Genomic DNA, 26,786 nt, shown 5'->3' on the forward strand with positions numbered 1-26,786 from the left:
AGAATGTCTGAAGGGTATGATTTCATTGTGATTGGTGGCGGGTCGGCGGGCTCGGTCGTTGCGGCACGATTGTCCGAAGACCCCGCGGCCAGTGTGCTGTTGCTCGAGGCCGGATCAACCGACCGGCATCCGTTTTTCCATCTGCCTGCCGGATTTGCCAAAATGACCAAGGGCATTGGTAGTTGGGGGTGGTCGACCGTGCCGCAGAAGCACATGCAGGATAAGATATTCACCTATACCCAGGCCAAGGTGATTGGCGGCGGATCTGCGATCAACGCGCAGATTTACACGCGCGGTGCCGCGCAGGATTACGACGGCTGGCGACAGTTGGGGTGCGACGGTTGGAGCTATGCAGACGTGCTGCCCTATTTCAAGAAATCAGAAGACAACGACACCTATGACAACGCGTTTCACAGCAAAGGCGGGCCAATGGGGGTTTCAATGCCCGCTGCACCCCTGCCGATTTGCGACGCCTATATTCAGGCGGCTGGACAGGTCGGAATTCCTGAAACACGTGACGTAAACGGCAAAAAACAGGATGGAGCCGGGTACTACCAGCTGACCCAGCGAAATGCGCGTCGATCGTCGGCTGCCATGGCGTTTCTCGCCCCAAACCGGGGTCGTGCGAATCTTTCCGTGCGGACCGGCGCTCAGGTCCGCCGTATCCTTGTGGACCGGGGGCGGGCGACGGGCGTGGAGTTGATTGGTGGTAAAGAGATCACCGCCGCGAAAGAGGTCGTCCTTTGTTCTGGGGCAATTGGCTCTCCACGGTTGTTACAATTGTCTGGAATCGGCCCGGCGGCTCATCTGGAGAACCTTGGCATCAAGACGGTCTATGACCAGCCGCAAATTGGGGAAAATCTGCAGGACCACCTCGATCTATATTCGATTTGTGAGGTCTCGGGACCGCACACATACGACGGCTTTGCCAAGCTGCATTTGTCAGCCGTGGCCGGCCTGCAATATCTGTTCACTCGAAAAGGTCCGGTGGCCTCCAGCCTGTTTGAAACCGGTGGGTTTTGGTATGCCGATCCGGGCGCACGTTCGCCGGATATCCAGATGCATCTGGGGCTTGGAACCGGTATCGAAGCGGGGGTCGAGGCGATGCCGAATGGCGGCGTAACCCTCAACGCTTGTTTCTTACGACCTCGATCGCGTGGCACCGTCCGATTGCAAAGCGCTGATCCCGCAGCGATGCCGTTGATCGACCCGAACTACTTGGCCGATCCGTATGATCGAGAGATGTCGATCCGGGGGCTGAAACTGGTCCAGAACATCCTGGCGCAAGATGCCTTGAAACCCTTCATCCTTGCTGAACGTCTACCGGGGCCGGGTGTTCGCACCGATCAAGAGTATTTTGACTTCATCTGCATGCACTCCAAGACGTCGCATCACTGTGCTGGCACCTGTCGCATGGGCAGCGATGCCGAAGCAGTCTTGGACACGCGCCTGCGATTCAACGGGATCGAGGGGCTGCGCGTTGCCGATGCTTCGATCATGCCAACGGTCAATTCATCAAACACAAATGCACCTACAATCATGATCGGTGAAAAAGCCGCTGACATGATCAAACAAGATCAGGGGTTAACACTATGATCCGCCACATCGTTCTGACCAAATTTCGCCCAGACGTGACCGCGCAGACCATATCAGAAATCTACGCAGGACTTTCCGAACTTTCCGAGTCATTACCCGGCGCAGGCGGATTTATCGGTGGTCGCAGCGAAAGCCCCGAACAAATTGAACGTGGCTATATGCACGGGTTTGTCATTGATTTCGATGACTGGGAGGCGCTCGAGGCATATGCGACCAACGAAACCCACAAAGCACTGGGTGGGCAACTTGTCGAAAACGCCACGGGCGGGGTCGATGGGATTCTGGTTCTGGATCTGGAGGTCTGAGAGCATGACCCTGACTTTGCCAGGTCTCGATGGTCAATTGCGTCAGTACACATTGACTGGAACACCGTTGGTACCGCGGGCGCCGAAGGTACCTTTGACGCGCACGGCATTTGCCGCTGCGCACGTGGTCTCGGACCCTCTGGCCGAGCGGAATCCCTGGGACGGGCGCCCGGCTGTGGATTGGGACGCTACGCTGCGGTTTCGGCAAGGATTGTGGGATCAAGGGCTTGGTCTGGCTGAAGCAATGGACACTGCTCAGCGCGGCATGGGTGTGGATTGGGACACCGCGCTGGAGTTGATACAGCGTACTATGGCGGCCGCTCGGGCGCATCCATTGTCTCCTCGGGTCGCATGTGGGGCAGGGACAGATCACATGCGTCTTGAAGACCTTAGAACCGCAAATGACATTCTGTCCGCTTATCAAATGCAGGCGGAACAGATTGAGACGGCAGGCGGACAGCTTATCCTGATGGCGTCACGCGCCTTTGCTGCAATTGGGGCTGGGCCGGATGTCTATCATAAGGTCTATCGCGCATTGATTGATGGGGCGAAGGATCCTGTCATCCTGCATTGGTTGGGTGATATGTTTGACCCTGCGCTGACCGGCTATTGGGGAAGCGTTGATGTCGAAAAGGCCAGTGATTTTGTTCTGTCTCTGATCGCCGAAAACCCTCGCAAGGTAGACGGTATCAAGATATCTTTGCTGGATCAGGCCCATGAAGAGGCGTTTCGCGCGCGCCTGCCGGATGGGGTTCGCTTGTACACGGGGGACGATTTCAACTACACCGATTTGATTGCTGGGGATGGATCGATTTATTCTCACGCCTTGCTGGGTATTTTTGCGGCCATCGCCCCAGCCGCAAGTCAAGCGCTGGAAGCGCTCGCTCAGAATGACATGGATCGCTACAATTCCTTGTTCGCACCAACCGTCCCGCTAAGCCGCGAGATTTTCAAGGGGCCAACCCGATACTACAAGGCAGGGATAGCTTACCTTGCGTGGGTGAACGGTGCGCAGTCTCATTTCACAATGCCGGGTGGCTTCCAATCCAGCCGCGACATCTGCCACTACGGCGAAGTGTTTCGTCTGGCAGATCGGGCCGGATTGCTTCTGGATCCGGATATGGCCAAAGAGCGGATGATCACACTTTTGAACCTTCACGGAGTTGAACAATAAGCCGAATGCGCAGACCGACGATCATAGATGTTGCGACCAAGGCAGGTGTTTCCAAATCCACTGTGAGCCTTGTTCTGCAGGGCAGTGAACAGGTGAAACCCGCCACGCGCCAGTTGGTGCACGCGGCGATGAAAGAGATCGGCTATGTCTATAACAGGTCTGCAGCAAACCTCAGGTCTTCCGGGACTGCATTGATTGGGTTGGTCATCAACGACCTCAACAACCCGTTCTTCACAGAATTTGCCACATCCTTGCAGATGGCGTTGGGATCTCGCGGGTATGCCGTCGTGGTGGCGAACACGAACGAAGACACCGAAATCCAGGATCAGGTTATCGGTGCAATGCTGGAACATGGTGTGTCGGCGTTGATCCTGTCTCCCGCTTACGGCGATGTGGCAAATTCCGTTGCCGCGATTGAACGTTCGGGCGTGCCAATGATGCAGGTGATGCGTCAGATCAGCAGCGATTGTTCCAAGTTTCCTTTCCTTGCGCCCGACTATCGGACCGGTGGTCGTATGGCGACGCGGTTTCTTTTGCAGGCTGGGGCCCGACGCATTGCATTTGTTGGTGGGCTCGAAGGTCGTCAGGTCACCCATGAAAGGGTTTCAGGATATCTCGAAGTGATGGCCGAGCGGGACCTTCCGCCCCTGATTCTGACGGGCCGCAGCAGCCGTTCATTCGGACAGATAACAGCGGCCTCTTTGTTCAAAGAGCATCCGGAATACGACGCGGCTGTGTGTTTTAATGATCTTGTTGCATTTGGAATGATCAATGCATGCCACCAGGCCCGCAAAGCCATTGGTAGTGAATTTCAGATCATCGGGTGCGACGACATCAAAGAGGCCGCCGAATGTTGGCCAGCCTTGTCCACAATTTGTTGTGGTGTCGACGACTTTGGCCGACAGGTAGCAGAAACCGTTCTGGATTGGCTGGAGAACTCGGCTGAGCCATCAATAGTCAAACGAACACCGGTGCGATTAATCGAACGTCAAACCACGAAACCGGCTGGATTTTCTTAGCCTATAAGGGTGCGGATGCAATCGGATAACTCCTCACCGCTATTGATATTCTTTCAGCGGTGCTCGTTCCTATTTGCCGAAACGTTGAGGCGCAGTTCTACATCCTAAGGCAAATCGCCAGCGTTTTTTTGTTTTTTGGATCGGGCATTGGGTGCCAAAACCGGGAAACAGTTGCCACCTACGGGAATCCCCCAATTTCGCGCACCCACAAGAATCGGTAAACAGGACTCAACCACTAGGTCTTCCCAGACCACACCACTTTTCCCCGATGAGGGGCTGGTCACTACCCCCTCGGCCGGCCCCTCAATAATTTTAGGGCCTTCCATTCAGTATTGTCGCTCTTGCGATAGGCGCTCCACCAACGCTGGCAGTTCTGTTGCGGAACCATAGCTGACATGGTTCGGGATCTCCGCGACAGGTGACTTTCGATATCCCTCGGTAAACAGCAAAAATGGTATCTTCGCGCGAACTGAAGTTTCGGCGTCGACTTCGCTGTCGCCGACAAAAAGGCGTTTGTCATGGGGCGGAAGCGCTTCGAAACTTGCCATCAAGTGGGTCGGGTCGGGTTTGCGTGCGTTCAACGTGTCGCCTCCCAGCACGGCATCAAAATACCGGGACAGATCCAGCGCATCCAACACATGGCGGGCGGGTGCCTCTGGTTTGTTGGTGCAAACACCCAGGACGCAACCCTTGTCTTGCAGGCGAGACAAGGTCTCGGGGATGCCGGGATATGGCACGGTCGTGTCGCTGGCCGCAGTATTGTAATGCGACAGGGTGGCTTGGGTCAGTTCGTTGTGGCGGTCCATTGGCAGGGCGCAATGTTGAATAACCCGTTCGACCAGTTTGGGCAGGCCGTTGCCGACGAATCGTTTGATAACCTCCAGCGACAACGGATCTCGGCCCACGCCCGCCAGCATTCTGTTCGCGGCCCCGGCCAGATCACCAATGCTGTCCACCAGTGTTCCATCGAGGTCAAATACGATTGCGGTTTTCATTGAAAGCCTGCCCATATCACGTGTTTTTCCAGACCTATCGCGCAATGCGTTGCACCGCAATCGTGCCGGTTTCAGGTTCTTTCGAACCGGCACTTGACATACCTTACTAAATTAATCAGATTAAAGGCAGAAACCATCAGCCAGCCTGATTTCGGGTCAGCCAGATCGTCAGAAACGCGAACAGATTAGGCCGTTTGCCTTAAAACCTCTGGAGTTGTCCGATGAACGCGCAGACCCCGAACCCCAGCCAATCCTATGCCGTCTCGATGCTTCCGGCACATAAAGCTGAAGAGCTGACCAAAGGCGGTAACCTGGCCCATATCGAACTGGGTGATCAGCTTTATACCCTGCGCATCACCCGCGCCGGCAAATTGATCCTGACGAAATGAGCACACCTGCCTCTCGGGGTGGGGCAGCGGTCGGTCGCCTGTCCGACCTCAGCCCCGTCGAAGCCGGTGCAGTGATGTACCTGCGCCTTTGGAGCGAAGGCAAAAGCGGTCGCGCTGATGCCGCCAGCGATTTTGACATCGCATTGGGGCAAGATCACGGACGGGCTGCAATGCTGTCATTGGATCGCTTGTGTTCGCTGTGCGCCCATCAAGGCCGCCGTCCATTGGTGCGCCATGGGTTGGGATGTGCATGTCTGGGTGCAGATGAGAACTGTTTTGCGCAGATGATCGCTGCGGCGTCAGAGGGCGCACGCGAAGACGCTATGATGATGGCCTCTCTGATTGTACGCCCGGATTTCGCACCTGCATTGGCTTCGTTGTCGGAAGAATTGGGGCTGGCCCTTCGCCGCATGACAGCTGCCGTGCTGATGCCAACAACAGGTCACGAGGTCCCCTCGGCCGTATTGCACTAAATTGATGTGCGTGACGGCGAAACCCCGGCGGAAGCCGGGGTTTTTTGATTCAGCAGCACCCGCAGCCTGCGTGGTGATGATCGTGATCGCAGACCGGGGCAGGGGTAAACTCGCCAACTTCCGACAGGACCTCGCGCAAAGCCCAAAGTATCATATCCACATCCTCGGCCCCGATGGTCAGGGGGGGGCGAATTTTCAGGATGTTATCCTTGGGGCCTTCGCTGCCAATCAGGATGCGATGATCGCGCATTCTGTTCTTGACGTATTTGCAGATTTCAGTGCCATCGGTTCCATCCGGGTTGACCAATTCGACGCCCAGAAACAGACCCATCCCCCTGACATCGCCGACGCATCCAAACTGTGCCTCGATCTGGCGCAGCCCGTCCAGCAGGCGCGATCCCATGCGTCGGGCGTTGTCCTGCAGATCTTCGTCATCGACAATGTCCAAAACCTCTTTGCCGATCCGGCAAGATAGGGTCGATCCGCCGAAGGTCGAGAAAAACTCAATCCCGTTGTCAAAGCTTTCTGCGATCTCTCTGGTCGTCACCAGAACGCCCAAGGGGTGGCCATTACCAATAGGTTTGCCCAGGACCACGATATCCGGCACGGCGCCTTGGTGTTCAAAGCCAAAGTAATGCTCGCCCAGTCGCCCAAGGCCGGTTTGAACCTCGTCCGCGATGCAAACGCCCCCTGCGGCGCGGATTTTTTCATAAACGGCAGGCAGGTAGCCTTTGGGCGGAATAATCTGCCCACCGACCGAGGGGAACGTTTCTGCGATAAAGCCCGCAACCCCGTGGCCTTTTTCCTGCAGAGTGGTGATTGCCCGGTCCACCAAATCCGCGAATTTTGCGGCGCGGTCTGGGTCATCCCGCTTGAAAGACCCGCGAAAATCATCGGCAACTTCGACCAGTTCCACCCAATCCGCTTGGCCATTACCACCGGGTTTGTTGAATTTGTAGGCCGAGATGGCCACTGCCGCGTTGGTATTGCCGTGATAGCCATGATCGGGCGTCACAATGCCTTTGGCCTTGGTATGCGCGCGCGCCAGTCGCAGGGCCAGTTCATTGGCTTCGGTGCCGGAATTGACGAAGAAGCAGACCTTTAGTTGGTCCGGCAGCTTGGACAATATCTTCTCGGCAAAGGCGGTCTGAGCGGGGTGTAGATACCGCGTGTTTGAGTTCATCCGCTTCAACTGATCCGCCGCAACGGCCTGAATGCGTGGATGGGCATGACCCACATGAGGGACGTTGTTATAGGCGTCGAGATAGGGGCGGCCCCATTCGTCGAACAGGTGATGTTTCCAGCCGCGCACCAGCATAACCGGGTCATCATAGGTCAGGCTAAGGTTGCCGCCGAAATGATCATGCCGCCCTTGCAGGATTGCCTGCTTGTCCGTGGGGCGGTAGAACACTTTGTCATCCGGCAGGTTCAGTAAGGCCGCTGGATTGGGACAGATCGCATGCCACAGCTCCATCTCGTCCGGGTCGCCGACACCGGGCCAGTCGGCCTCCATCCCGTCAGTTGTCAGCGCCAGTTGGAAATGCACATGCGGGGCCCAGCCGCCGTTCTGACTGGCGTCGCCAAGACGTGCAAAGGCGGCACCCTGCGCCACCGGGTCGCCGGGTTTTAGGCGCCCACAAACCTCGGGGTCCAAATGACCGTAGAGCGTGTAGAACGGATCACCTTCGGGCGTTTCGTGATGCAGGATCACCACGCCGCCATAGTCGAGGTGGTTGTCCCGGTTTTCCACCGCTTCGACCCGCGCGCTCATTGGCGCATGCAGGACCGCGCCGGCGGGTGCAAAGACATCCACGGCCAAATGTACGGTGCGGCGGTCGGAGGCTTTCCACGGTCCCTTTCGGAATCCGGGCTCGGTGTAGATCAGGCGGGGTTCGTTGTAGTAACCCAGCCATAGGCCTTCGCCGAATTCTTCGCCAACCTTCGCGGCCTCTTCCAATGGCATGTGAAACGGATTTTGTGGCCAAGCTGAATTTTCTACGGAAAGGGATCCCATCGGCGCATCGCTCAGGTCCTGATCGAACATTTGCGCAAAATGACCCCTATGATCGGATAGATATGTGTGGACGCGTTCTGCCGCGTCAGTGACGGGCAACCCGCACGCCGCGCGCAGTCGCGCGGGCATCAGGCCTCCATTGATCGATGTATTCTCAAGAAATCTCCATGCCGGGGCCTGCGAGATCGTGACATACGGATCGTTCGGGTTTTCGATCGCCATCAGGGTGGAATTTACCACAGACACCGCCAATCGCATCCGCAGTAATGGCCAGATCAGGTCGACTTCTTCCGGGCTTAGACGATTAGCAGCGTGATAGCCGCGCACCAACGCGGTCAGGGCACGCTCGGGCTTTGGATGATCCAACACGATGTATGCCCCGGCGATGGCCAGATCACAGATACGGGGCGCGGCGCACATGTCGCCCAGGTCGATCAAGCCCGATATCGTCTTACGTTGACCCAATTCGCCCTCGACCAGAATGTTGTAGTCATTGGCGTCGTTGTGAACGGCCTGCTTGGGTAGGGCGCTCAGCTGGTCCGCAATGCCATCAAATTCTGTGGCGATCGTGGCCAGCAATGCCCTTCGGTCCGGATCAGAAACCGTGTTCAGCTTGTCCGCGACCCAACCCGCCTGCGTCAGATCCCACTTGAAACCATCACGGTGCAGGCTGTTGTGCCTGAACTGCTCCAAAGCGCGATCCGTTGCACCCAGAACGCGGCCCAGTTTCAGGATCAGATCTTCGCTTTTGGGCGTGGCCTTGGCGTAGCACTGTCCGGGCAGGCGTTCCAGCAACCAGGCCAGCCTTTGCTCGCCAGTCTCGTCCTGAATGTCGATCAGCAACGCACCCTTCAGATCCGGCAACACTTTGGGCAATGGCAGTCCCGGAGCTTCAGTTGCGATGTGTTCCAGTGCCTCGATCTGCAGATCGACCAATTCACGCGCGCAGCCTGCCCGCATGATCTTGAACACATAGTCCTGACCGTTTGTGGCCTGGACCAAGAAGTTCAGATCATACTCACCATCCAGGCGCGAGAGTTTGGCCTCCAGCCCCCAGTGCGAACGCAACGTATTTGCCCAGAATGCAGTCATATCGGTCATCTGTTCTTAGGTTCCCTGGTCCAGCGCCCGAAGCCGTTTGATCAGCGAGGACGTATCCCATCGACCACCGCCCAGCTGTTGAACATCCTTATAGAATTGATCGACCAAAGCGGTCACGGGCAGGGGCGCCCCGGTCTCATTCGCGGTGTCCAGACAAATACCCAGATCCTTGCGCATCCAGTCGACGGCAAACCCATGGTCAAAATGATCGTCCAACATCGTTTCATATCGGTTCGCCATCTGCCAGCTGCCCGCAGCGCCCTGGCTGATAACCTCGACAACTGCGCGACCATCCAGACCTGCTTTTTCGGCGAAATGCAGGGCTTCGCTGAGGCCCTGAACCACGCCCGCAATGGCAATCTGGTTGCACATCTTCGTCATCTGTCCTGCACCGCTGTCGCCAATACGACGGCAGATCTTTGAATAGACCTGCATCACCGGTTCTGCGGCGTCATAGGCAGATTGATCACCGCCGCACATGATGGACAGCGCACCATTTTCTGCCCCGGCCTGACCACCGGAAATCGGAGCGTCAACAAACGTATTGCCCTGCGCTTTGGCGGCGTCATACAGCTCGCGCGTGACCTTGGCGGACACTGTTGTGTGATCTACGAAAATGGCACCTGCCCTCAGCCCATGGAATGCGCCATCATCGCCAGTGCAGACATTGCGCAAATCGTCGTCATTGCCGACGCAAGCCATGACAAACTCGGCCCCTTGAACGGCTTCCTTGGGTGTCCTGCCCAATGCGCCGCCATGGTCAGCCACCCAGGCCTCGGCCTTTGACGTGGTACGGTTATAAACAGTGACGTCGTGGCCCGCGGCCTGTAGGTGGCCAGCCATGGGATAACCCATGACGCCAAGGCCAAGGAAAGCAACTTTTGCCATTTGGTGATCCTCTCCGCTGACCGGTCCCTTCGCCCACCGAGCAGCGGACCGGATTGTTCAGCAGAGACAAAGCAAAGCTGCGCCAAAAGGGCAACCCCGCGTTACGATTTGCCGCCAAGATCCTGCAGGATTGGACAATCCGGCCGGTCATCGCCTGCACAGGCTTCGATCAGGTGGCCAAGCGTGTCACGCATGGAATTCAGGTCCGCGATCTTGGCTTCGATCTGCGCCAAATGATCCCGTGCAACCTGTTTGACGTCGGCGCTGGCGCGGGTTTCATCCTCATAGAGGGCCAGCAAAGTACGACAGTCTTCTATGGTAAACCCCAACGCACGGGCACGTCCCAAAAAGCTTAGCTTGTGCACGTCCTGCTCGCGAAAGCGGCGGTATCCGTTGTCATCGCGCATCGGTTTGATCAGGTTGATATCTTCGTAATAGCGGATGGTCTTGGCCGGAAGACCGGTGCGGTTTGAGACGTCTCCGATATTCATGCGTGGGCCTCCTTAGGGGTGGGTGGCGTGTTTTCCACCATACTGGCGCGAACGCGGCGCAGACGTAGCGCGTTCGAGACGACAAATACACTCGACAATGCCATAGCGCCTGCCGCCAATGCGGGCGACAAAAGGGGGCCTCCGAACGGATACAAAACACCTGCCGCCACCGGGATCAAAAGGATGTTGTAGCCAAACGCCCAACCCAGGTTCTGACGGATGTTGCACATGGTTTGGCGGCTCATTTCCATGGCATTTGCAACGCCGCGCAGGTCGCCCGACATTAAGACAACGTCTGCCGTTTCGATGGCTACATCTGTACCGGTGCCGATAGCGATGCCAATGTCCGCAGCCGCCAATGCTGGGGCGTCGTTGATGCCATCCCCAACGAATGCCAGCGTTCCATACAGGTCGCGCAGCCTGTTAATCGCATCCAGCTTGCCATCGGGCAGAACCTCGGCGGTGATATGATCGATCCCCAGTCGATCTGCCAGGGCTTGCGCCGTTCGTGCGTTGTCGCCGGTCACCATGGCCAGAGTAATTCCCATCTCGTGCAGCCGCGCCAGCGCTTCTGGAGTACCCGGTTTGATCGGGTCCGAGACGGTTAGGCTTGCCGCCAGCTGGCCATCAATCGCCAAAAACAACGGGGTGGCACCTTCTGCAGCGCGCGCGTCGGCCTCGGCTTGTAAATCCGAAAGGTCGATGTTGTTTTTCTCCATCAGTTTGTGCGATCCAATCAGGATGTTGCGGCCCTCGACCTGACCTTGAAGGCCCAGACCGGTTAGGGATTGAACATTCGACACATCGGGCAAGTCTGACGGGCTAGCGCGCGCGATGGCCGTTGCAATCGGATGCTCGGATCGTGCCTCGAGCGCCGCTGCCAAGCGCAAAACCTCGGTCTGACCAAAGCCGTTCGTTGGGGCAATGCTGTCCAGTTCAGGACGACCAAGCGTCAATGTCCCGGTCTTGTCCAAAGCAACGACCTTTGCTTGTTGCAGCTGTTGTAACGCGTCACCCTTGCGGAAAAGAACGCCCAATTCTGCCGCGCGTCCTGTTCCCACCATGATCGAGGTTGGTGTCGCCAACCCCATCGCGCAGGGGCAGGCGATGATCAGAACCGAAACCCCGGCGACCAAGGCCAAAGGCAGCGTCGGAGATGGCCCAAAGATCAGCCATGCAACAACCGTCAGGCCGGCAATTGCGATGACAGCAGGGACAAAGCGATAGGTGATCCGGTCCACAAGCCCCTGAATGGGGAGCTTGGCCCCTTGCGCCTGTTCGACCATCCGTATGACCTGTGCCAACACGGTGTCGGTACCGACACGACTGGCCTGCACACGCAGCGCACCAGTGCCATTCACCGTACCTCCGATAACTTGATCCTTTGCGGATTTTCCCACAGGCACCGGTTCACCCGTGATCATGCTTTCATCGACATAAGAATTGCCGTCCAGAACATCGGCGTCCACAGGCACGCGCTCACCTGGTCGTATTTGCAGGATGTCTCCGACAGTGATTTCTGCGATTGGGCGATCCACGGTGGTACCGTTTTGCTCGACCCGGGCTGTCTTGGGCTGCAATCCCACAAGCTTGCGGATAGCCGCACCGGTCTTACCCTTTGCACGTGCTTCCAAGAGACGACCCAACAGGATCAGAACGACGATGACGGCTGCGGCTTCGAAATACACATTTACAGTGCCTTGGGGCAGCGCCTGCGGTACAAAAGTGGCTGTGACGGAATACAGATAGGCAGCACCGGTACCCAAAGCGACCAGCGCATTCATATCTGGTGCCGCGCGCATCAGTGACGGGATGCCTTTCAAATAGAACACCCGCCCCGGCCCGACCAGCAGGGCAGAGGTAAGCGCAAACTGAATCAACTGGCTAGTCTGTTCACCAAGCGTTGCATGGACCCAATGGTGAAATGCGGGGATCATATGCCCGCCCATTTCAAGAATGAAAACCGGCAACGCCAGAACAGCGGCAAAAATCGTTGCGCGGGTCAGCTTTAGAATGTCTTCGGCTTTCGCATCGGTCTGCTCTTCGTCACTTTGCGTCGCTTTCAGTCGCGCACGATATCCCAAACGGGCTGAGACCTGAGACAGCGCCTCGGCGTCGGTTGATCCATCGAGATAGGAGACCGTCGCACCTTCGGTCGCGAGGTTCACTTGCGCCGCAACAACCCCGGGCGCAGATTCTAGGGCGCGCTCGATCTTGGATACGCAGGACGCGCAACTCATGCCGTCGATTTCAAGTTCAATTTGACGGGTTGCCGCCGGGTATCCTGCACTCTCCAAGGCTTGTGTGATGTCCGACGTTGGTCCAGTGAAGGTGACTTGCGCTATTTCGGTTGCAAAATTGACCGAAGCATCTTCGACGCAGGGTACTGTGCGCAAAGCTGTTTCGACGCGGCCCACACATGACGCGCATCCCATTTTCGTAATTATCAGCTGAACTGTTCGAGCGTTCGTCATCCAACTCATCCCGGCGGTTTGTCTGCCCTTCAAATGGGGATTCCAGTGACGGGAAGGTCAAGGGGTTGGTATGCGATTTCCCGGATTAAGTCACGATCCGCTTATCTTTCGTTCCATCAAATGCTGGTACAGGCGCGGAGAAACCCGGTTGAGCCACCATGCAAGACGCGCAACGCGACCCACCGGAATTGTTGGCTGTGATCGGTCGAGCCCGCGCAGGATTATCTCAGCGGCCTCAGACGGGCTCATTTCATCCATCCCGTCATTCGCCGAGCCCGGTCTGGCAGTGCCATCCAACTGAGTTTCCGCGTTCCCGGTGTTGGTCGCCACAAACGACGGGGTCGCGACGTGCACTGTCACGCCATATGGCTTTTCTTCCGAGCGGAGTGATTTGAAGAAACCTTCCAGCGCATGTTTTGAGGCGGCATACGCGGTGCGGTGGTAAAGCGGCGAAAACCCGGCCACGGATGACATCGCCAGATGTGCGCCACGGGATTTTCGGATTTCGGGAAGTAACGCGCGTGCCATTTCCACCGCTGCAAAATAGTTGACCTCGAACACCCTGCGGTGGCTGGCCTCATCTGACTGACCAAACCCGCGAATTTGAGTGATTCCGGCATTGTAGATCACCAGATCAATGCTGTCGCTTGTGGCAATGGCCTCTGAGACAGCGTTGTTCAATTGCTCGGGCAGTGTCAGGTCGCAGGCGATGGGCAAAAGGTTCGGGTTAGGTGCAAGGTCTGAGACGTTCAGGTCCAACGCCACAACCCGCCAGCCGCGTGTTAGCAACGCCTTGGACAGCGCTTGACCCAACCCGCCTGCGCCGCCTGATATGACTGCGGTTTTCATAGACCGGCCTGTTTCTTCCACAGGTCGAAAACTTCGGCGCTGGTTTTCTCGGGTGTATAGCCGAACTTTGACTTGAGCGCGGAATTGTCCAGTACTGGCCTGTATTGCAAGAACCGCACCTGCTCGGGTCCATATCGCGACAAACCCAAAGGCCGTGCGGCCGACAATGCCGCCTTTAGCAACCACGCGGGCAGCCGCAGGACCGATTTTTCCATTGCTTTGGCAAGGTCGGTCACACCTAAAGCACCGTCTCCGGCGACGTTGAAGATACCGGGCGGGCCGTCCGTTGCAGCGCGCTTTAAGATACGGGCCAGGTCACGGGTCCAGATGAAGACAAAGGGGCTTTCGCTACCTGACACGGCCATCAACCGCGGCTTGCGAAACAGAGCGGTAATCTGGTTCTCCGTGCCATCCCCCAAAACCGTGCCCACACGTAGAACAACCTGCTCCAGTGCGGGGGCTTGCTTTCGTGTTTCGGCCAGCACTTCTTCGACCTGCCGTTTGTGATCGGAATAGGGGAATTCAGGATTTCCACGCAACGGGTCGCCTTCTCGCAAAGGCACGCTGTTGTCTGCATGATAGCCGTATGCGGCGCCAGAAGACGTGACAACCAACCGACGCACCCCATTGGCGATAGCTGCATCTACAACCTTTCGCGTGCCCTCGACATCGACGGCATAAGCAGCCTCGCGTCCCATTTTGGGCGGCGGCGTAACGATAGAGGCTAGGTGCACAATGACATCAGGCTTGATCTTGGCAATGACCCGTGCGGGATCCCCAGTGGTGACATCCATACGCAGAAAACTGATCTTGTTGGGCATGTTGTCCGGGTGACGTAGGTCGGTGGCGACGACGTCATAATCGCGCAGTTCAGCCATAAGCTCACGCCCCACCATGCCAGAAGCGCCAGTGATCAGGATACGGGTCATCGTGCGGCCTTGGTTCTGGACAGGACGGAGGCGAGTACTAGGCCCGAGATGGCGTGCCAGATCCCCCAAAACGCTGCGACCACGGCCATCCCGCCCAACCCATGAAAGAACGCAAAGATCAGAACAAGCCCAAGGCCAGAATTCTGAATGCCTGTTTCAATCGTGATGGCGCGTCGGTCAAACGGGGACAATCGGGTGACAGAGGCAATACACCACCCGCCCCCCAATGCCAAGGCGTTGTGAAGGATCACAAGCCCTGCGACTGCTCCGGCGTAACTTAGGAAGAACCCCCAGTTGGCGGCCAGGGCGAGTATGATGAAGGCAAGGAAAATCCCCATCGACAGGTATTGCAGCGGCGCGCGCAGGCGCGCAGTTAACCTTGGGTGGCGCTGGTTCAGGGTGACGCCCAGCACCAGCGGCAGGATCAGCATCAGCGCGACAATGATGGCGATCTGGACCGGGTCGATCTCGGTTTGCTGCAGGATCGCGCGAGTCGGGGGGTACAATCCGCCCCACAAGGCGATGTTCAGCGGCGTTAGGAATATCGCCCCGATCGTGGCAAAGGCCGTCATGGACACAGACAGGGCTGCATTTCCACCGGCCCGATGCGTAATAAAATTCGATATGTTGCCGCCGGGACAAGCCGCCACAAGGATCAGCCCCAAAGCAATCGAAGGGCGCGGAGCCACCAGCCAGACCATTGCAAAGGTCAGCGCCGGTAGCACGATGAATTGTGAGATTAGCCCAACGATCACCGGCTTGGGTGCGCGGCGCAGGCGGTCGAAGTCGCTGGGTGCCAGATCAATGGCTATCGAGAACATGACGATGGCCAGGATCGCGTTCAGCAATGTCAGTGAACCCGGGCTGAAATTCAGCGTAATCTCGTCAATACCACTCATCCGGTGGCTTTCCTGAAACGTTTGATCCAGCCGGTGACAGCTTTGCGATAGGTGACCTTGTCGACGTAATAGGCCATGCGGGCAAGTTTGAGGTAATTCATACCTCCGGTGGCGCGCCCGTAAGCCTGTTGTTTTTGCGCGGTCAGTTCGGCGGCCACAGGGCAATCATGTTGAAGGCCTTTGATGTACCGGGCCACCATCTCGGCCTGTTCATGTCGTCCCTGCCAGCCCAGGCCGGTGGCCTCGATCATCCCCAGAACAAACAGATCGTTCCGTTCAGGATGCATGGCATTGAGATAGAGATGCGGCGCATCGCCTTGCCAGTTCAGATGGTCTTTGTCGATGAACGGGTAGTGCAGTTTGTACCCTGTTGCTGCAAGGATCATGTCGTAATCTTCGCTGCTGCCATCCTTGAAGTGAACGGACTTTCCTTCAAGCCGTTCAATGTCCGGTTGGATGCACAGATCACCGTGACCTGCGTGATACAAGACCAGTGAGTTCACGATTGGATGGCTCTCGTAAAGCTTGTAGTCAGGTTTTGGAAAACCGTATTTCTGTGGGTCGCCAACAAACCAGCTAAGGATCAGACTGTCTACTTTGCGCTTAAGCCACATAGGCAGGCGGATCTTGCCGCCCATCGTATCTGCGGGTTTGCCAAACACGTATTTCGGCACGAAGTAATATCCCCGTCGCATCGACAGGTCGCAGCGCTGTGCGTGGTGGATTGCATCCACCGCGATGTCACAACCGGAGTTGCCCGCGCCGACCACAAGGACGCGCTTGCCTTCGAACTGGCTGGGATAGCGGTATTGCGACGCGTGGATCAACTCGCCGGCGAACGTGCCGGGGAAGGCGGGCATGTTGGGTTCTGATAGCGTGCCGTTTGCAATCAGGACCCCGGCGAATTCGGTCTCGTGTTCACCGTCCTGATCTCGCCAGCAGACGCGCCAGCCGTCGCCTGAGTCGCCGAGCGGTGAAATCTGGGTAACTTCGGTATTGAACCGATACTGATCGCGCAATCCGTAATGATCGGCGAAGTCTCGGAAGTAATCGCGCATTGCACGGTGCGAAGGGTATTCGGCCACCGCTTCCTCCATTGGGAAGTCGGTGAACTCGGTCATCCGCTTGGATGAAATCAGGTGGGCAGATTCGTACATTGTCGATCTGGGGGCGTCGATGTCCCACAGACCGCCGACATCCGAATGGAGATCGAACCCCTGAAAGGCGATCCCTTGTTCTTTCAGCACTTTGGCCGCAGCCAACCCCATTGGGCCCGCCCCGATCAGGGCGAATGTGTCGCGCGTCTCCGTCATGAACCCTCCCCAAGTTCGTGACGCTTAACTTGAACGATTGACCAAAATAAGACAAGATCAATTTCATGACGATCAAATGTGCTGAAAAACCAAGGCAAAGAGCGCCTTCCAAACGGTCCTTGCAGACCAAGACACGCATTTTGGATGCAGCGGAATCCATTTTTGCCGAACGAGGATTCGAAGGGGCTTCGATCCGGGATATCGCTGCTAAGGCAAGTGTTCAGATTGGGTTGGTGCATCACCACGGCGGTGGCAAGGAAGAGCTGTTTTATCGCACCGTCGCCCGCCGCGCGAACGCGTTGGCTCGCCGCAGGATCGAGGCGTTGGAGCAGGCGAAAGACAAGGGTGCGTTATCACTGCGGACCATCTTGGACTGTTTCATCCGCCCCTATGTGATGCTTGCACAAACGGGCGGGCCGGGGTGGTTGGCCTATGGGCGTCTGGTCGCCCATGTCTCGGTCGATCCGCGCTGGCGCGACATCGCAGCCGAGTGCTTTGACCCGACCGCGCAACGCTTTATTGCAGAGATTACGGCGCTGTATCCCAATACTGAACCAGCGCTATTGGCCAGCGGACAGGTCTATTCGGTTTCAGCGATGTTGGCACATCTCAATAGCGCGTGGCGCGTCGAAGCCTTGGCGCAAGGCGGGGATATGGCCGATGTCGATCACCTGATCGAGTTCTGCGCCGCGGGCATCGAAGCGATGGTAAAAGCTGCGCGGATTTGATCAGGCGTCGGTTTTGTAACTTCGGTGGCGCGCGGAAACCGATCAAACAAAAGCGAGTTGGACGCAGCGGGCGGCGACATTCGCACGGCGTTGGGCGATGCAAAAAAGCCGAACAATATAACGAGCAGACTTATCGCGGAAGCGATAACAGCAATCACCGCAATTTGGAAAGCTGACCGCAACATGGTGTTTGCTCCTTGAACTCACATTGAGAAAAGGTCCGTGTGGCGACTGACAACCTCAGTCCGAATTCGTCAGTTCCTGTTTCAATCGCTCGTTTTCTGCCTGTAACTCGGCTAGCTGCTGCCCCAGCGTGTTCAAATGCGGACGCAGCTCGGCCTCGGTAAACCGGGGCGTGATGTGGCGGGGGCAATTCCAGTCCAGCGCGTCAACACGAATGACCACGGCACGCTCGGCGGGGGCCTCGGCCCCATCTGGATACAGGCTGGTCGCCGCAGCTTCGCCTTCAGTGAATTCGACCCGGCCGAGGATTTTAAGGCGGCGCTGGTTGGCGTAATCCATCAAGATCAGCGCAATGCGGTCGTTGCCGTCCAGGTTTCCGCGCGAGATGTATTGTTTGTTGCCCGAGAAATCGGCGTAACCAATGGATTGCGGCCCCAACACTTTCAGGAATCCGGTGGGCCCACCGCGATACTGTACATAAGGCCACCCGGTTTCGGACACCGTGGATTGATAGAACCCGTCCCGTGCTTCTATGAACGCCTTTTCTGCGTCTCCGACCAGATGTCCCTGTTGCGGGCCGCTTTCGATGAATTTTGCATAGGTTTTCGCTGACCCCATCCGTTCCTGATGGGCGCGAACGGTGGGGGTGAAGGTCAGTTCGGAAAAGGCGCGTGGCATCAGAAATCCTTTCAAAGTCCCAGATCAGAGAGCCCGGGGTGATCATCGGGGCGTTTGCCCAACGGCCAGTGAAACAGTCGCTGATCTTCGAATATCGGGAGGTCATTTAGTGAGGCGTGGCGATGTGACATTCGCCCGTCTGCGGCGAACTCCCAGTTTTCATTTCCGTAGGAACGGAACCATCGTCCGCTGTCATCATGCCATTCATAGGCATAGCGGACTGCGATACGGTTGCCTGAAAATGCCCAGAGCTCTTTGATCAGCCGGTAGTCCAGTTCCTTTTTCCATTTGCGGGTCAGAAAGGCATGGATGTCTGCATGGCCTGACAAGAACTCAGCCCGGTTCCGCCACTTTGTGTCGTCTGTGTATGCAGGCGTTACGATGTCCGCCTCTCGGCTGTTCCATGCGTTTTCTGCCATCCGAACCTTTTCGACGGCGGTTTCCTGAGTGAATGGCGGTAGAGGGGGGCGGCTCATGGTTTGATCTTTCAGGTCAGGGCGGCGGTAATAAGGGCAAGCGTCAACAGGAGAGGGACGTATTGCGGGGAAAATAGGCTGGTACGGCGTTTCATTGATCAGATCCCAAAGTATACAGATCGGTAAATTATAAATATCATGTACCGATCGGTAACCTCATACAAGCGAAAACGTGGTGTCACCGGGGACTAAAGAGCTATGACTGACGTACCCCTTTGATAAATTGAATAATATTCTTCGATATTGCAGTCGGCGGTTCGATTGTATATGTACTGATCAGTTCGCATAGGAACCGAATCATGCGCCCGAACAAGAGGGATGAACTCGTCAGAAAGGCCCTACAGGTTTTTTACAGGGACGGGTTTCACGCCACCGGCATGGATAAGCTTGTTGTTGAAACCGGTGTGTCGAAAACCTCCATGTACAAGCATTTTCGCACCAAGGAAGACCTGATCCTGGCGGCTCTGCGACTACGGGACGAGAGCTTTCGCAACTGGCTGCTGCGTCGGATCGAAGAGGTGGCGGATACACCTGCCGAGCAACTGATCGCCAGCTTTGATGCCCTAAAGGAGTGGTTCGAGGAGGACGGCTTTCGCGGATGCATGTTCATCAAAGCGGGGGCCGAGTATCAGGATGCCGATCACCCGATCCATGCGCAAGCAGCGGAACACAAGCGTCTGCTGTTGGAACATTTCACCCGACTGGCTCGCGAGGCCGGGGTAGGCGATCCCGCGAAACTGGCCAGTCAGGTCATCTTGTTGCAAGAGGGCGCGATCGTGTCTGCTGTACTTTTGAAGAACACCAGCCCGGCCGAGGACGCAAAAGAGGCCGCGCAGCAACTGCTCAAAATTGCGCAGGGCTGATCGCCAGTATTTTCCGGTTTAACGCACAGTAAAAATCCCGACATAGGCAGCTGCGAACGTTGCGTTGCACCGGCTTACGACGCGGCGTCACACGGATTGGCAGAGGGCTTCGCAAAATATAGCCTTTCTGTAACCACTGATCGGAGAGTTTGAGATGTCGCTGTTTTCCTCCACCGCCGCATGGGTCACTGACGAACACCGGATGTTTGCCGAAATGGCAGGTCGGTTCATGGATGATGAACTGAGCCCAAATGTCGAAACCTGGGTCGCCAATGGTGTTGTCGATCGCGCGTTTTGGAAAAAAGCAGGGGACACCGGCCTGATGGCGGGGGCGATCGCCGAGGAATACGGCGGTGTCGGTGGCGGGATGGGGTTCGATTCAGTCACCATTTACGAACAGGCCGCCCGCGGGGACGCAGGGTGGGGGTACGGGATCCAATCCATTGTGACCCATTACATCACCGCCTATGGCAGCGATGATCAAAAGCAGAAATGGCTGCCCAAGCTGGCCTCGGGCGAGATGGTTGGTGCGCTTGCAATGACCGAGCCTGGCACAGGGTCAGATGTGCAGGCTGTTCGGACGACGGCCGAGAAGGATGGGAATTCCTATCGGATCAACGGATCCAAGATCTTCATTACCAATGGACAGACCGCAGATCTGATCATCATTGCGGCCAAAACAGACAAATCCCTCGGGGCCAAAGGCGTGTCGCTGATTGCCGTGGAAACCGAAGAGGCCGACGGGTTCCGCCGTGGGCGCAACCTCAAAAAACTTGGGATGAAGGGCAACGACACCGCCGAGTTGTTCTTCGAAGACGTCAAGGTTCCGATGACCAACCTTCTGGGTTCCGAAGAAGGCCAAGGGTTCTATCAATTGATGAAACAACTGCCGTGGGAGCGTCTGACTATTGGCCTGATGGCGCTGGGCGCGATCGATTTTGCCATCGCCGAGACGGTAAAATACGTGCAGGAGCGGAAAGCGTTTGGCCAGCGCGTCATGGATTTTCAGAACACGCGGTTCAAGCTGGCGGAATGCAAGACGAAAGCCGAAGTGTTGCGCAGCTTTGTCAATGATTGCATCGGCAAGCTTGAGGCGGGCGAGTTGGATGCTGCCACCGCGTCCATGGTCAAATACTGGGGCTCAGAAGTGCAGAATGAAATCATGCACGAATGTCTGCAGCTGTTCGGCGGCTATGGGTTCATGATGGAATACCCAATTGCCCGCTTGTATGCAGATGCGCGGGTGCAGATGATCTATGGCGGCACCAACGAGGTCATGAAAGAGCTCATCGCACGATCTCTGGACGTTTAAGGGCGACAGAGCGGTCTTCCGTCAGTCAGCTATGGGGCGGGCGCTTGGCCAAGTTGGGTTTGCAGCCAGCTGCGGAAGGATTTGAGTGGTTCTGACTCGGCTTTTCCCTTTGGCCAAACCAGATAGTAATCACCCAGGCTGACCTCGGGCCCGTCCCAGGCCAGCGCCAGGCGATCGTTCTTTAGGTCTTCGGCCACCAGGTAGCTGGGAAACAGTCCGACGCCTAATCCATGAATGGTGGCCTGTATCATGGTTGAAAACTGATCGAACAGCATGCCTTGCAACCCTTTGATCGGATGGCCCTGCGCGGCGAACCACCGCTCCCACCCGTCAGGCCGTGTTTCAATGTGCAACAGGGGGGCATTGGTCAGCCATTCGATGCTTTCGGCGCGGTCCGGCAGCACAGACGGGGCGCAGACCGGTAAGACCTCTTCATGCATGATCTGCATGTAGTTCACCCCGCTCCAGTTTTGTTGGCCAAAGTGGAAGGCTGCGTCAAAGGGTTCGGTGTCGAAATCGAACCGTCGCAGGCGCGTATTCAGGTTTACTGTCACTTCCGGGTGGCGGCGGGCGAAATCCTGAAGCTTTGGGGCCAGCCAGTGCATGCCAAAGGCGGGAAGGATCGACAGGTGTAGCGATCCGCCTGTCGGGTTTGCCTTTAGCTTCAGGGATGCTTGCGCCAGTTGGTGTAAAGCTGCTCGTGCTGTCTGCACATAGTCTTTGGCGGCAGGGGTCAGGTTCAGCCGCATCTGGGTCCGCTGGATCAGCTCGACCCCCAGCTGTTCCTCCATCGCCTTAAGCTGTCGGCTGATGGCACTTTGGGTCAGAGACAACTCCTCTGCCGCAGCCGAGGCGCTGCCAAGGCGGTCCACAGCCTCTAATGCCAGCAAGGACGAAATCGATGGAAGAAAGCGGCGGGGCGCAATCATATGACAAATCCTCATACCTTTGCGTCTGAATATCACTGGAATTTTGCCGAGGCCAGCGAGATACAGGAATTGCGTGACCTGCACGCGATATCCGAGCATCATTTGTGTCGGTATCCCAGCCAAAGCGATAAATACGGGGCCCGCCCCACTCAGACTGAAAAGGCCAAACCATGGACCGCGCCCAGATCGTTCATGAGAATTTCCTGTCTCGTGTTGCCAAGGGCGACCTGCCCAGCGGCATGCCGCCTCAGACCGGTTTGAGCGCGACAGACGCGGTTTCGCTGTTCCGCTCCCAAGTGCTCAGCCGAGCGTTGGACCGTACCAGCCGGGCGATGCAAAAGGCTGGGCAGGGGTTTTATACGATTGGATCGTCGGGGCATGAAGGCATGGCGGCGGTTGCCCACGCTCTGCGCCCGACGGATATCGCGTTTCTGCACTATCGCGATGCGGCCTTTCAAATCGCCCGGGCCGAACAGATGCCCGGACAGCAGATCGCCTGGGATATGTTGCTCAGTTTTGCTTGTTCCAAGGAAGATCCCATATCCGGCGGTCGTCACAAGGTATTGGGATCCAAGGCGCTATACATCCCACCGCAGACCTCGACCATCGCCAGCCACTTGCCAAAGGCCGTTGGTGCGGCTTATTCGTTGGGTGCGGCGCGGCGTCATGATCCTGAGCATCGCGAATTGCCCGAGGATGGGATTGCGATGTGTTCCTTTGGCGACGCGTCGGCCAATCACTCAACGGCGCAGGGCGCGATCAACACCGCAGGTTGGACCAGTGTGCAATCCACACCCTTGCCACTGCTTTTTGTGTGCGAAGACAATGGCATTGGCATTTCGGTCAAAACACCGAAGGGTTGGATTCAGGCCTCGATGGAGCATCGACCGGGGATCAAGTATTTTCAGGCCAACGGTCTCGATATCTACGAAACCTACGCGATTGCGCGACAGGCTGCCGACTATGTGCGCACACGCCGCAAACCGGCGTTCCTGCATCTGAAAACCGTGCGGCTCTATGGGCACGCGGGGGCAGATGTGCCGACAACCTATCTACAGAAATCCGAGGTCGAGGCGGATGAGGCCAATGATCCGCTTTTGCATTCCGTCCGCCTGTTGGATCAGGGAGGTGCTCTGACCCCGGATCGGGCGCTGAAGATCTACGACCAAACCTGCGCTCGCACTGACCGCATAGCAGCCGAGGCTGCAACCCGCCCGCACCTGACCAAGGCGCAAGAGGTCATGGCCAGTCTGATCCCGCCCAAGCGCGATTGCACGCCCACGAACGGCCCAAGGACCGAGGCCCGGGCCAAGGCGTTTGGTGGGGATTTGCGTGCGATGAATGATCCCCAACCCATGAGCCGTCTGATCAACTGGGCGCTCACCGATCTGATGCTGGAGCATGGCGAGATCGTCTGCATGGGCGAGGATGTGGGCCGCAAAGGCGGGGTCTACGGCGTGACGCAAAAGTTGCAGCAGCGGTTCGGGTCGGACAGGGTGATCGACACGCTGCTGGACGAGCAGTCCATCTTGGGTTTGGCGATTGGCATGGCGCACAACGGTTTCATTCCGGTGCCCGAAATCCAGTTTCTAGCCTATTTGCACAATGCCGAGGATCAGATCCGGGGCGAAGCTGCGACCCTACCGTTCTTCTCGAATGGGCAGTTTACCAACCCGATGGTTCTGCGGATTGCCGGGTTGGGATACCAAAAGGGCTTTGGTGGCCATTTCCACAACGACAATTCACTTGCCGTCCTGCGCGATATTCCGGGGGTGATCATTGCCTGCCCCTCGACCGGATCGGACGCGGCGCAGATGCTGCGCGAATCTGTGCGGCTCGCGCGGGAAGAGCAGCGGGTGGTGGTGTTCCTTGAACCCATCGCGCTCTACCCCATGCGGGATCTGCACGGGGCACAGGATGGTGACTGGATGACAGCTTACCCGTCACCCGATCAAAGGATCGCATTGGGCGAAGTCGGCGTGCATGGCGACGGTACTGATCTGGCCATCGTGACCTATGGCAACGGGCACTACCTGTCGCAGCAAGCGCTACCAGAGCTGCAGGCCGTCGGGCTGAAAACCCGAGTTATCGATATGCGTTGGTTGGCCCCGCTGCCGGTCGACGCCCTGAGACGGGCGACAGAAGGCTGTAGACACGTTCTGATCGTCGATGAATGCCGCCAGACTGGCAGCCAATCCGAGGCGTTGATGACGTTTTTCTGTGAAGAAGATGCCCGCAAACCTGTCGCGCGTGTCGTAGCCGAAGACAGTTTCATCGCCACCGGTCCCGCCTACGCCGCGCCTCTGCCATCGAAAGACGATATCGTTTCGGCGGCCATCGCACTGACCGGAGCCAAGACATGACCCGTACTGCCGTTGTGATCTGCCCCGGTCGGGGCACCTATAACAAACCTGAGCTGGGATATCTGCACCGGCATCATGCCGAACGCCTCTCGATGTTTCAGCGGTTTGACGCCATTCGGGCAGAGGCCGGTCAGGAAACGCTCACCAAGCTGGACAGGGCCAAACGGTTTACGGTTGGCAAGTATTCCCGCGGTGACGTGGCCTCGCCATTGATCTATGCGGCCTCGCTGGCTGATGCGCAGGCACTGGCCGATGATATCGAGGTTGTGGCCGTTACCGGCAATTCCATGGGCTGGTACATCGCGCTCGCGGCGGCTGGTGCATTGAGCGATGAGAATGGGTTTCGTGTCGTCAATACCATGGGGACCTTGATGCAGGATCATCTGATCGGCGGCCAACTGGTCTATCCCTTTAATGGCGACAGTTGGACCAACGATCCGGATCGAAAAGCTGCTTTGATCGAAGATGTGGCGCGTATTGACGCGATGGACGGCCATGATCTTGCGCTGTCGATCGAATTGGGCGGGATGTTGGTGCTGGCAGGGAACGAGGCGGGTTTGGCGGCATTTGAAGCCTCCCAACCATCGGTTCAGGATCGCTTTCCAATGCGTTTGCCAAACCACGCTGCGTTTCACACCCGGCTACAGGCACCTGTCGCGACTGAAGGTCGGGCGCGACTGGCCGCAGACCTTTTCGAACAACCCCAACATCCCCTAATTGACGGGCGCGGTAAGGTCTGGTGGCCAGACGCAAGCGATACCCATGCGTTGTGGGAATACACCTTGGGCCATCAGGTGACCGAGACCTATGATTTTACCCGCGCCGTGCAAACCGCCGCGCGCGAATTTGCGCCGGATCTGTTTATCGTGACTGGTCCGGGGGCGACGCTGGGCGGCGCAGTTGCACAATCGCTGGTCCAGGCCGAATGGCGCGGCATGGCGAATAAATCTGCCTTTTTTGCACAACAAGAGGTGTCACCTATTTTGATTGCCATGGGTCGCGACGATCAAAGGTTTATTGCAACGGGATAGAACCGGGCTAATGATCCCGGCGAAAATGCACCGAGGTTCACAGTGAACACCCCCGAACACGCCTTGTGGCGCGACACTTGCAGCGAAACATTGAAGACGGCGTCCTTGTCAGTCGACCTGACGGTTGATCTGGCCGTCATTGGTGGCGGCTATACGGGCTGCTCGGCGGCGCTTACGGCGGCAAAGGCAGGGGCGTCTGTCTGCCTGCTTGAGGCGCAAGACATCGGGCATGGTGGATCGGGTCGCAATGTTGGGCTGGTAAATGCGGGGCTATGGCTGCCGCCGGACACAATTCGATCGCATCTGGGGCAAGACGTTGGAGATCGTTTGATCGATCTTCTGGCCAAAGCCCCTTCGGACGTTTTTGCGTTGATCGATGTACATGGGATCACATGCGAACCGGTTCAGAACGGAACCCTGCATTGCGCGCATTCCGCATCTGGCTTTCGGGATCTTCAAACCCGGCACGCGCAACTTAGCGCAGCGGGGGCGCCGGTGGAACTTTTGCCCGCTGAAGCTGCGCATGCCCGAACCGGCAGCAAAACGTTTCACGGTGCGCTGTTCGATCCGCATGCGGGGACGATTCAACCTCTGGCCTACGTGGTCGGTCTGGCCCGGGCTGCGTCGGACGCAGGGGCGCAGGTATTCACGCAAAGTCCGGTGCAGGCCATACGGCATCAGAACGGGCATTGGGTTCTGACAACGCCGGGTGGTACGGTTCGGGCTAAGTCGGTCATTCAGGCCACAAACGCTTATCATCAGAGGTTGGAGGACACGGCACCCGCCTATGTGCCGGTTTACTACTTTCAATATGCCACCGCACCCCTGTCGCATAACCTGCGCGCCAGCATCCTTCCAAAAGGCGAGGGATGTTGGGACACCGGTTTGATCATGACCTCGTTCCGGTTGGATCAGGACGGGCGCATGATCATCGGGGGTATGGGTGATTTGGCACATGCGGGGCGTGGGCCCCATTCTGCCTGGGTCAAACGCAAACTGGCACAGCTTTATCCTCAGCTATCGGATGAGTCTTTGGTACAAGGCTGGCATGGGCGCATTGCCATGACTTCGGATCACATTCCAAAGATTACCGAGATCGGACCAAATGCAATGTCTGCACACGGGTTTTCCGGTCGAGGTATCGGGCCGGGAACAGTGTTCGGGCGATTGATGGCGGAGAGCCTGTTAAACGATGATCCATCCTGCTTGCCGGTGCCCGCGGTCCCAGAGCATCGCGAAAGCTGGGCAGGCTTACGCCGCGCCTATTTCGAAACCGGCGCGGCGTTGACACATCTTATCAAAGCCCGGATCTAA

General features: G+C 57.3%; 24 protein-coding genes. 12 read left to right on the forward strand and 12 right to left on the reverse strand.

What is annotated here, in order from left to right:
• Positions 1-3: 3 nt before the first annotated feature.
• The 4 genes from D9K61_RS03695 to D9K61_RS03710 are packed head-to-tail and all read left to right on the forward strand — an operon-like array spanning position 4 to position 4,094.
• On the forward strand, positions 4-1,596 hold the full coding sequence (locus tag D9K61_RS03695; protein WP_120631901.1) for a GMC family oxidoreductase: 1,593 nt from the start codon (positions 4-6) through the stop codon (positions 1,594-1,596).
• Complete coding sequence (locus D9K61_RS03700; protein WP_120631902.1) at positions 1,593-1,901, forward strand: Dabb family protein; 309 nt, start codon at positions 1,593-1,595, stop codon at positions 1,899-1,901. Before D9K61_RS03695 ends, D9K61_RS03700 begins: the two co-directional genes overlap by 4 nt.
• Before the next feature lie 4 nt (positions 1,902-1,905).
• Positions 1,906-3,075, forward strand: a complete 1,170-nt coding sequence (locus tag D9K61_RS03705; protein WP_120631903.1) for a dihydrodipicolinate synthase family protein — start codon at positions 1,906-1,908, stop codon at positions 3,073-3,075.
• 5 nt (positions 3,076-3,080) lie between these two features.
• The gene (locus D9K61_RS03710) at positions 3,081-4,094 is read left to right on the forward strand and encodes a LacI family DNA-binding transcriptional regulator (protein ID WP_162946728.1); all 1,014 of its coding nucleotides are present in this window, start codon (positions 3,081-3,083) and stop codon (positions 4,092-4,094) included.
• Between the two features lie 326 nt (positions 4,095-4,420).
• Here the strand turns inward: D9K61_RS03710 and gph are convergent, their stop codons facing one another.
• Positions 4,421-5,089, reverse strand: coding sequence for a phosphoglycolate phosphatase (gene gph, locus D9K61_RS03715; protein WP_120632094.1), 669 nt, complete (start codon positions 5,087-5,089; stop codon positions 4,421-4,423).
• A gap of 221 nt (positions 5,090-5,310) precedes the next feature.
• Between gph and hemP the strand changes: the two genes are divergently transcribed.
• Together hemP and D9K61_RS03725 are read left to right on the forward strand one after the other, a co-directional pair.
• Positions 5,311-5,478 carry a hemin uptake protein HemP gene (hemP, locus tag D9K61_RS03720; protein ID WP_120631905.1) on the forward strand — a complete coding sequence of 56 codons (168 nt, stop codon included), beginning with the start codon at positions 5,311-5,313 and terminating at the stop codon, positions 5,476-5,478.
• Positions 5,475-5,951, forward strand: a complete 477-nt coding sequence (locus D9K61_RS03725; RefSeq protein WP_120631906.1) for a hypothetical protein — start codon at positions 5,475-5,477, stop codon at positions 5,949-5,951. The genes hemP and D9K61_RS03725 overlap by 4 nt, the downstream gene beginning before the upstream one ends.
• 49 nt (positions 5,952-6,000) lie before the next feature.
• Here the strand turns inward: D9K61_RS03725 and D9K61_RS03730 are convergent, their stop codons facing one another.
• From D9K61_RS03730 to D9K61_RS03765, 8 genes are all read right to left on the reverse strand, one after another.
• Positions 6,001-9,066, reverse strand: coding sequence for an aminotransferase class III-fold pyridoxal phosphate-dependent enzyme (locus D9K61_RS03730; RefSeq protein WP_120631907.1), 3,066 nt, complete (start codon positions 9,064-9,066; stop codon positions 6,001-6,003).
• Between the two features lie 6 nt (positions 9,067-9,072).
• Entirely contained in the window at positions 9,073-10,008 is a 936-nt protein-coding gene (locus D9K61_RS03735) for an NAD(P)-dependent oxidoreductase (protein ID WP_256386739.1), read from the reverse strand.
• A gap of 47 nt (positions 10,009-10,055) precedes the next feature.
• Positions 10,056-10,445 carry a Cu(I)-responsive transcriptional regulator gene (cueR, locus tag D9K61_RS03740; RefSeq protein WP_120631909.1) on the reverse strand — a complete coding sequence of 130 codons (390 nt, stop codon included), beginning with the start codon at positions 10,443-10,445 and terminating at the stop codon, positions 10,056-10,058.
• Positions 10,442-12,919 carry a heavy metal translocating P-type ATPase gene (locus D9K61_RS03745; RefSeq protein ID WP_120631910.1) on the reverse strand — a complete coding sequence of 826 codons (2,478 nt, stop codon included), beginning with the start codon at positions 12,917-12,919 and terminating at the stop codon, positions 10,442-10,444. The genes cueR and D9K61_RS03745 overlap by 4 nt, the downstream gene beginning before the upstream one ends.
• A 90-nt stretch (positions 12,920-13,009) precedes the next feature.
• On the reverse strand, positions 13,010-13,768 hold the full coding sequence (locus tag D9K61_RS03750) for an SDR family oxidoreductase (RefSeq protein WP_120631911.1): 759 nt from the start codon (positions 13,766-13,768) through the stop codon (positions 13,010-13,012).
• Positions 13,765-14,697 (reverse strand): SDR family oxidoreductase, encoded by a 933-nt coding sequence (locus D9K61_RS03755; RefSeq protein WP_120631912.1) that lies wholly within the window; start codon positions 14,695-14,697, stop codon positions 13,765-13,767. The genes D9K61_RS03750 and D9K61_RS03755 overlap by 4 nt, the downstream gene beginning before the upstream one ends.
• Positions 14,694-15,596: a bile acid:sodium symporter family protein gene (locus tag D9K61_RS03760; RefSeq protein WP_120631913.1), complete on the reverse strand. Its 903-nt coding sequence runs from the start codon at positions 15,594-15,596 to the stop codon at positions 14,694-14,696. Before D9K61_RS03760 ends, D9K61_RS03755 begins: the two co-directional genes overlap by 4 nt.
• On the reverse strand, positions 15,593-16,909 hold the full coding sequence (locus tag D9K61_RS03765; RefSeq protein ID WP_120631914.1) for an NAD(P)/FAD-dependent oxidoreductase: 1,317 nt from the start codon (positions 16,907-16,909) through the stop codon (positions 15,593-15,595). The genes D9K61_RS03760 and D9K61_RS03765 overlap by 4 nt, the downstream gene beginning before the upstream one ends.
• Positions 16,910-16,974: 65 nt before the next feature.
• Between D9K61_RS03765 and D9K61_RS03770 the strand changes: the two genes are divergently transcribed.
• Positions 16,975-17,637, forward strand: coding sequence for a TetR/AcrR family transcriptional regulator (locus D9K61_RS03770; protein WP_120631915.1), 663 nt, complete (start codon positions 16,975-16,977; stop codon positions 17,635-17,637).
• 240 nt (positions 17,638-17,877) lie between these two features.
• On the opposite strand, the gene D9K61_RS03775 is transcribed toward D9K61_RS03770, so the two are convergent.
• Together D9K61_RS03775 and D9K61_RS03780 are read right to left on the reverse strand one after the other, a co-directional pair.
• Entirely contained in the window at positions 17,878-18,498 is a 621-nt protein-coding gene (locus D9K61_RS03775; RefSeq protein ID WP_120631916.1) for a pyridoxamine 5'-phosphate oxidase family protein, read from the reverse strand.
• Between the two features lie 11 nt (positions 18,499-18,509).
• A complete protein-coding gene (locus tag D9K61_RS03780) occupies positions 18,510-18,974 on the reverse strand; it encodes a nuclear transport factor 2 family protein (protein ID WP_120631917.1) in 465 nt (154 codons plus the stop codon).
• A gap of 299 nt (positions 18,975-19,273) precedes the next feature.
• Between D9K61_RS03780 and D9K61_RS03785 the strand changes: the two genes are divergently transcribed.
• Positions 19,274-19,837 (forward strand): TetR/AcrR family transcriptional regulator, encoded by a 564-nt coding sequence (locus D9K61_RS03785; RefSeq protein WP_120631918.1) that lies wholly within the window; start codon positions 19,274-19,276, stop codon positions 19,835-19,837.
• 154 nt (positions 19,838-19,991) lie between these two features.
• Entirely contained in the window at positions 19,992-21,149 is a 1,158-nt protein-coding gene (locus D9K61_RS03790; RefSeq protein WP_120631919.1) for an acyl-CoA dehydrogenase family protein, read from the forward strand.
• A gap of 29 nt (positions 21,150-21,178) precedes the next feature.
• Here D9K61_RS03790 and D9K61_RS03795 read toward each other — a convergent pair whose 3' ends face one another.
• The gene (locus D9K61_RS03795; RefSeq protein WP_120632095.1) at positions 21,179-22,078 is read right to left on the reverse strand and encodes a LysR substrate-binding domain-containing protein; all 900 of its coding nucleotides are present in this window, start codon (positions 22,076-22,078) and stop codon (positions 21,179-21,181) included.
• A 170-nt stretch (positions 22,079-22,248) separates the two neighbouring features.
• Here D9K61_RS03795 and D9K61_RS03800 point away from each other — a divergent pair, with 170 nt between their 5' ends.
• The 3 genes from D9K61_RS03800 to D9K61_RS03810 are packed head-to-tail and all read left to right on the forward strand — an operon-like array spanning position 22,249 to position 26,786.
• Positions 22,249-24,441: a thiamine pyrophosphate-dependent enzyme gene (locus D9K61_RS03800; protein WP_120631920.1), complete on the forward strand. Its 2,193-nt coding sequence runs from the start codon at positions 22,249-22,251 to the stop codon at positions 24,439-24,441.
• Positions 24,438-25,472 carry an ACP S-malonyltransferase gene (locus tag D9K61_RS03805; RefSeq protein WP_120631921.1) on the forward strand — a complete coding sequence of 345 codons (1,035 nt, stop codon included), beginning with the start codon at positions 24,438-24,440 and terminating at the stop codon, positions 25,470-25,472. Before D9K61_RS03800 ends, D9K61_RS03805 begins: the two co-directional genes overlap by 4 nt.
• 42 nt (positions 25,473-25,514) lie before the next feature.
• Positions 25,515-26,786, forward strand: coding sequence for an FAD-binding oxidoreductase (locus tag D9K61_RS03810; RefSeq protein WP_120631922.1), 1,272 nt, complete (start codon positions 25,515-25,517; stop codon positions 26,784-26,786).

This window comes from Ruegeria sp. EL01 (genome assembly GCF_900313035.1).
Lineage (GTDB): Bacteria > Pseudomonadota > Alphaproteobacteria > Rhodobacterales > Rhodobacteraceae > Ruegeria.

Bases quoted from the DNA above. Each gene is read 5' to 3' on its own strand.
- D9K61_RS03800 (WP_120631920.1), top strand. From the start codon at position 22,249: ATGGACCGCGCCCAGATCGTTCATGAGAATTTCCTGTCTCGTGTTGCC.
- D9K61_RS03795 (WP_120632095.1), bottom strand. From the start codon at position 22,078: ATGATTGCGCCCCGCCGCTTTCTTCCATCGATTTCGTCCTTGCTGGCA.
- D9K61_RS03780 (WP_120631917.1), bottom strand. From the start codon at position 18,974: ATGAGCCGCCCCCCTCTACCGCCATTCACTCAGGAAACCGCCGTCGAA.
- D9K61_RS03745 (WP_120631910.1), bottom strand. From the start codon at position 12,919: ATGACGAACGCTCGAACAGTTCAGCTGATAATTACGAAAATGGGATGC.
- hemP (WP_120631905.1), top strand. From the start codon at position 5,311: ATGAACGCGCAGACCCCGAACCCCAGCCAATCCTATGCCGTCTCGATG.
- D9K61_RS03790 (WP_120631919.1), top strand. From the start codon at position 19,992: ATGTCGCTGTTTTCCTCCACCGCCGCATGGGTCACTGACGAACACCGG.
- D9K61_RS03695 (WP_120631901.1), top strand. From the start codon at position 4: ATGTCTGAAGGGTATGATTTCATTGTGATTGGTGGCGGGTCGGCGGGC.
- D9K61_RS03760 (WP_120631913.1), bottom strand. From the start codon at position 15,596: ATGAGTGGTATTGACGAGATTACGCTGAATTTCAGCCCGGGTTCACTG.
- D9K61_RS03705 (WP_120631903.1), top strand. From the start codon at position 1,906: ATGACCCTGACTTTGCCAGGTCTCGATGGTCAATTGCGTCAGTACACA.
- cueR (WP_120631909.1), bottom strand. From the start codon at position 10,445: ATGAATATCGGAGACGTCTCAAACCGCACCGGTCTTCCGGCCAAGACC.
- D9K61_RS03700 (WP_120631902.1), top strand. From the start codon at position 1,593: ATGATCCGCCACATCGTTCTGACCAAATTTCGCCCAGACGTGACCGCG.
- D9K61_RS03765 (WP_120631914.1), bottom strand. From the start codon at position 16,909: ATGACGGAGACGCGCGACACATTCGCCCTGATCGGGGCGGGCCCAATG.
- D9K61_RS03755 (WP_120631912.1), bottom strand. From the start codon at position 14,697: ATGACCCGTATCCTGATCACTGGCGCTTCTGGCATGGTGGGGCGTGAG.
- D9K61_RS03730 (WP_120631907.1), bottom strand. From the start codon at position 9,066: ATGACCGATATGACTGCATTCTGGGCAAATACGTTGCGTTCGCACTGG.
- D9K61_RS03785 (WP_120631918.1), top strand. From the start codon at position 19,274: ATGCGCCCGAACAAGAGGGATGAACTCGTCAGAAAGGCCCTACAGGTT.
- D9K61_RS03750 (WP_120631911.1), bottom strand. From the start codon at position 13,768: ATGAAAACCGCAGTCATATCAGGCGGCGCAGGCGGGTTGGGTCAAGCG.
- D9K61_RS03725 (WP_120631906.1), top strand. From the start codon at position 5,475: ATGAGCACACCTGCCTCTCGGGGTGGGGCAGCGGTCGGTCGCCTGTCC.
- D9K61_RS03805 (WP_120631921.1), top strand. From the start codon at position 24,438: ATGACCCGTACTGCCGTTGTGATCTGCCCCGGTCGGGGCACCTATAAC.
- gph (WP_120632094.1), bottom strand. From the start codon at position 5,089: ATGAAAACCGCAATCGTATTTGACCTCGATGGAACACTGGTGGACAGC.
- D9K61_RS03775 (WP_120631916.1), bottom strand. From the start codon at position 18,498: ATGCCACGCGCCTTTTCCGAACTGACCTTCACCCCCACCGTTCGCGCC.
- D9K61_RS03710 (WP_162946728.1), top strand. From the start codon at position 3,081: ATGCGCAGACCGACGATCATAGATGTTGCGACCAAGGCAGGTGTTTCC.
- D9K61_RS03770 (WP_120631915.1), top strand. From the start codon at position 16,975: ATGACGATCAAATGTGCTGAAAAACCAAGGCAAAGAGCGCCTTCCAAA.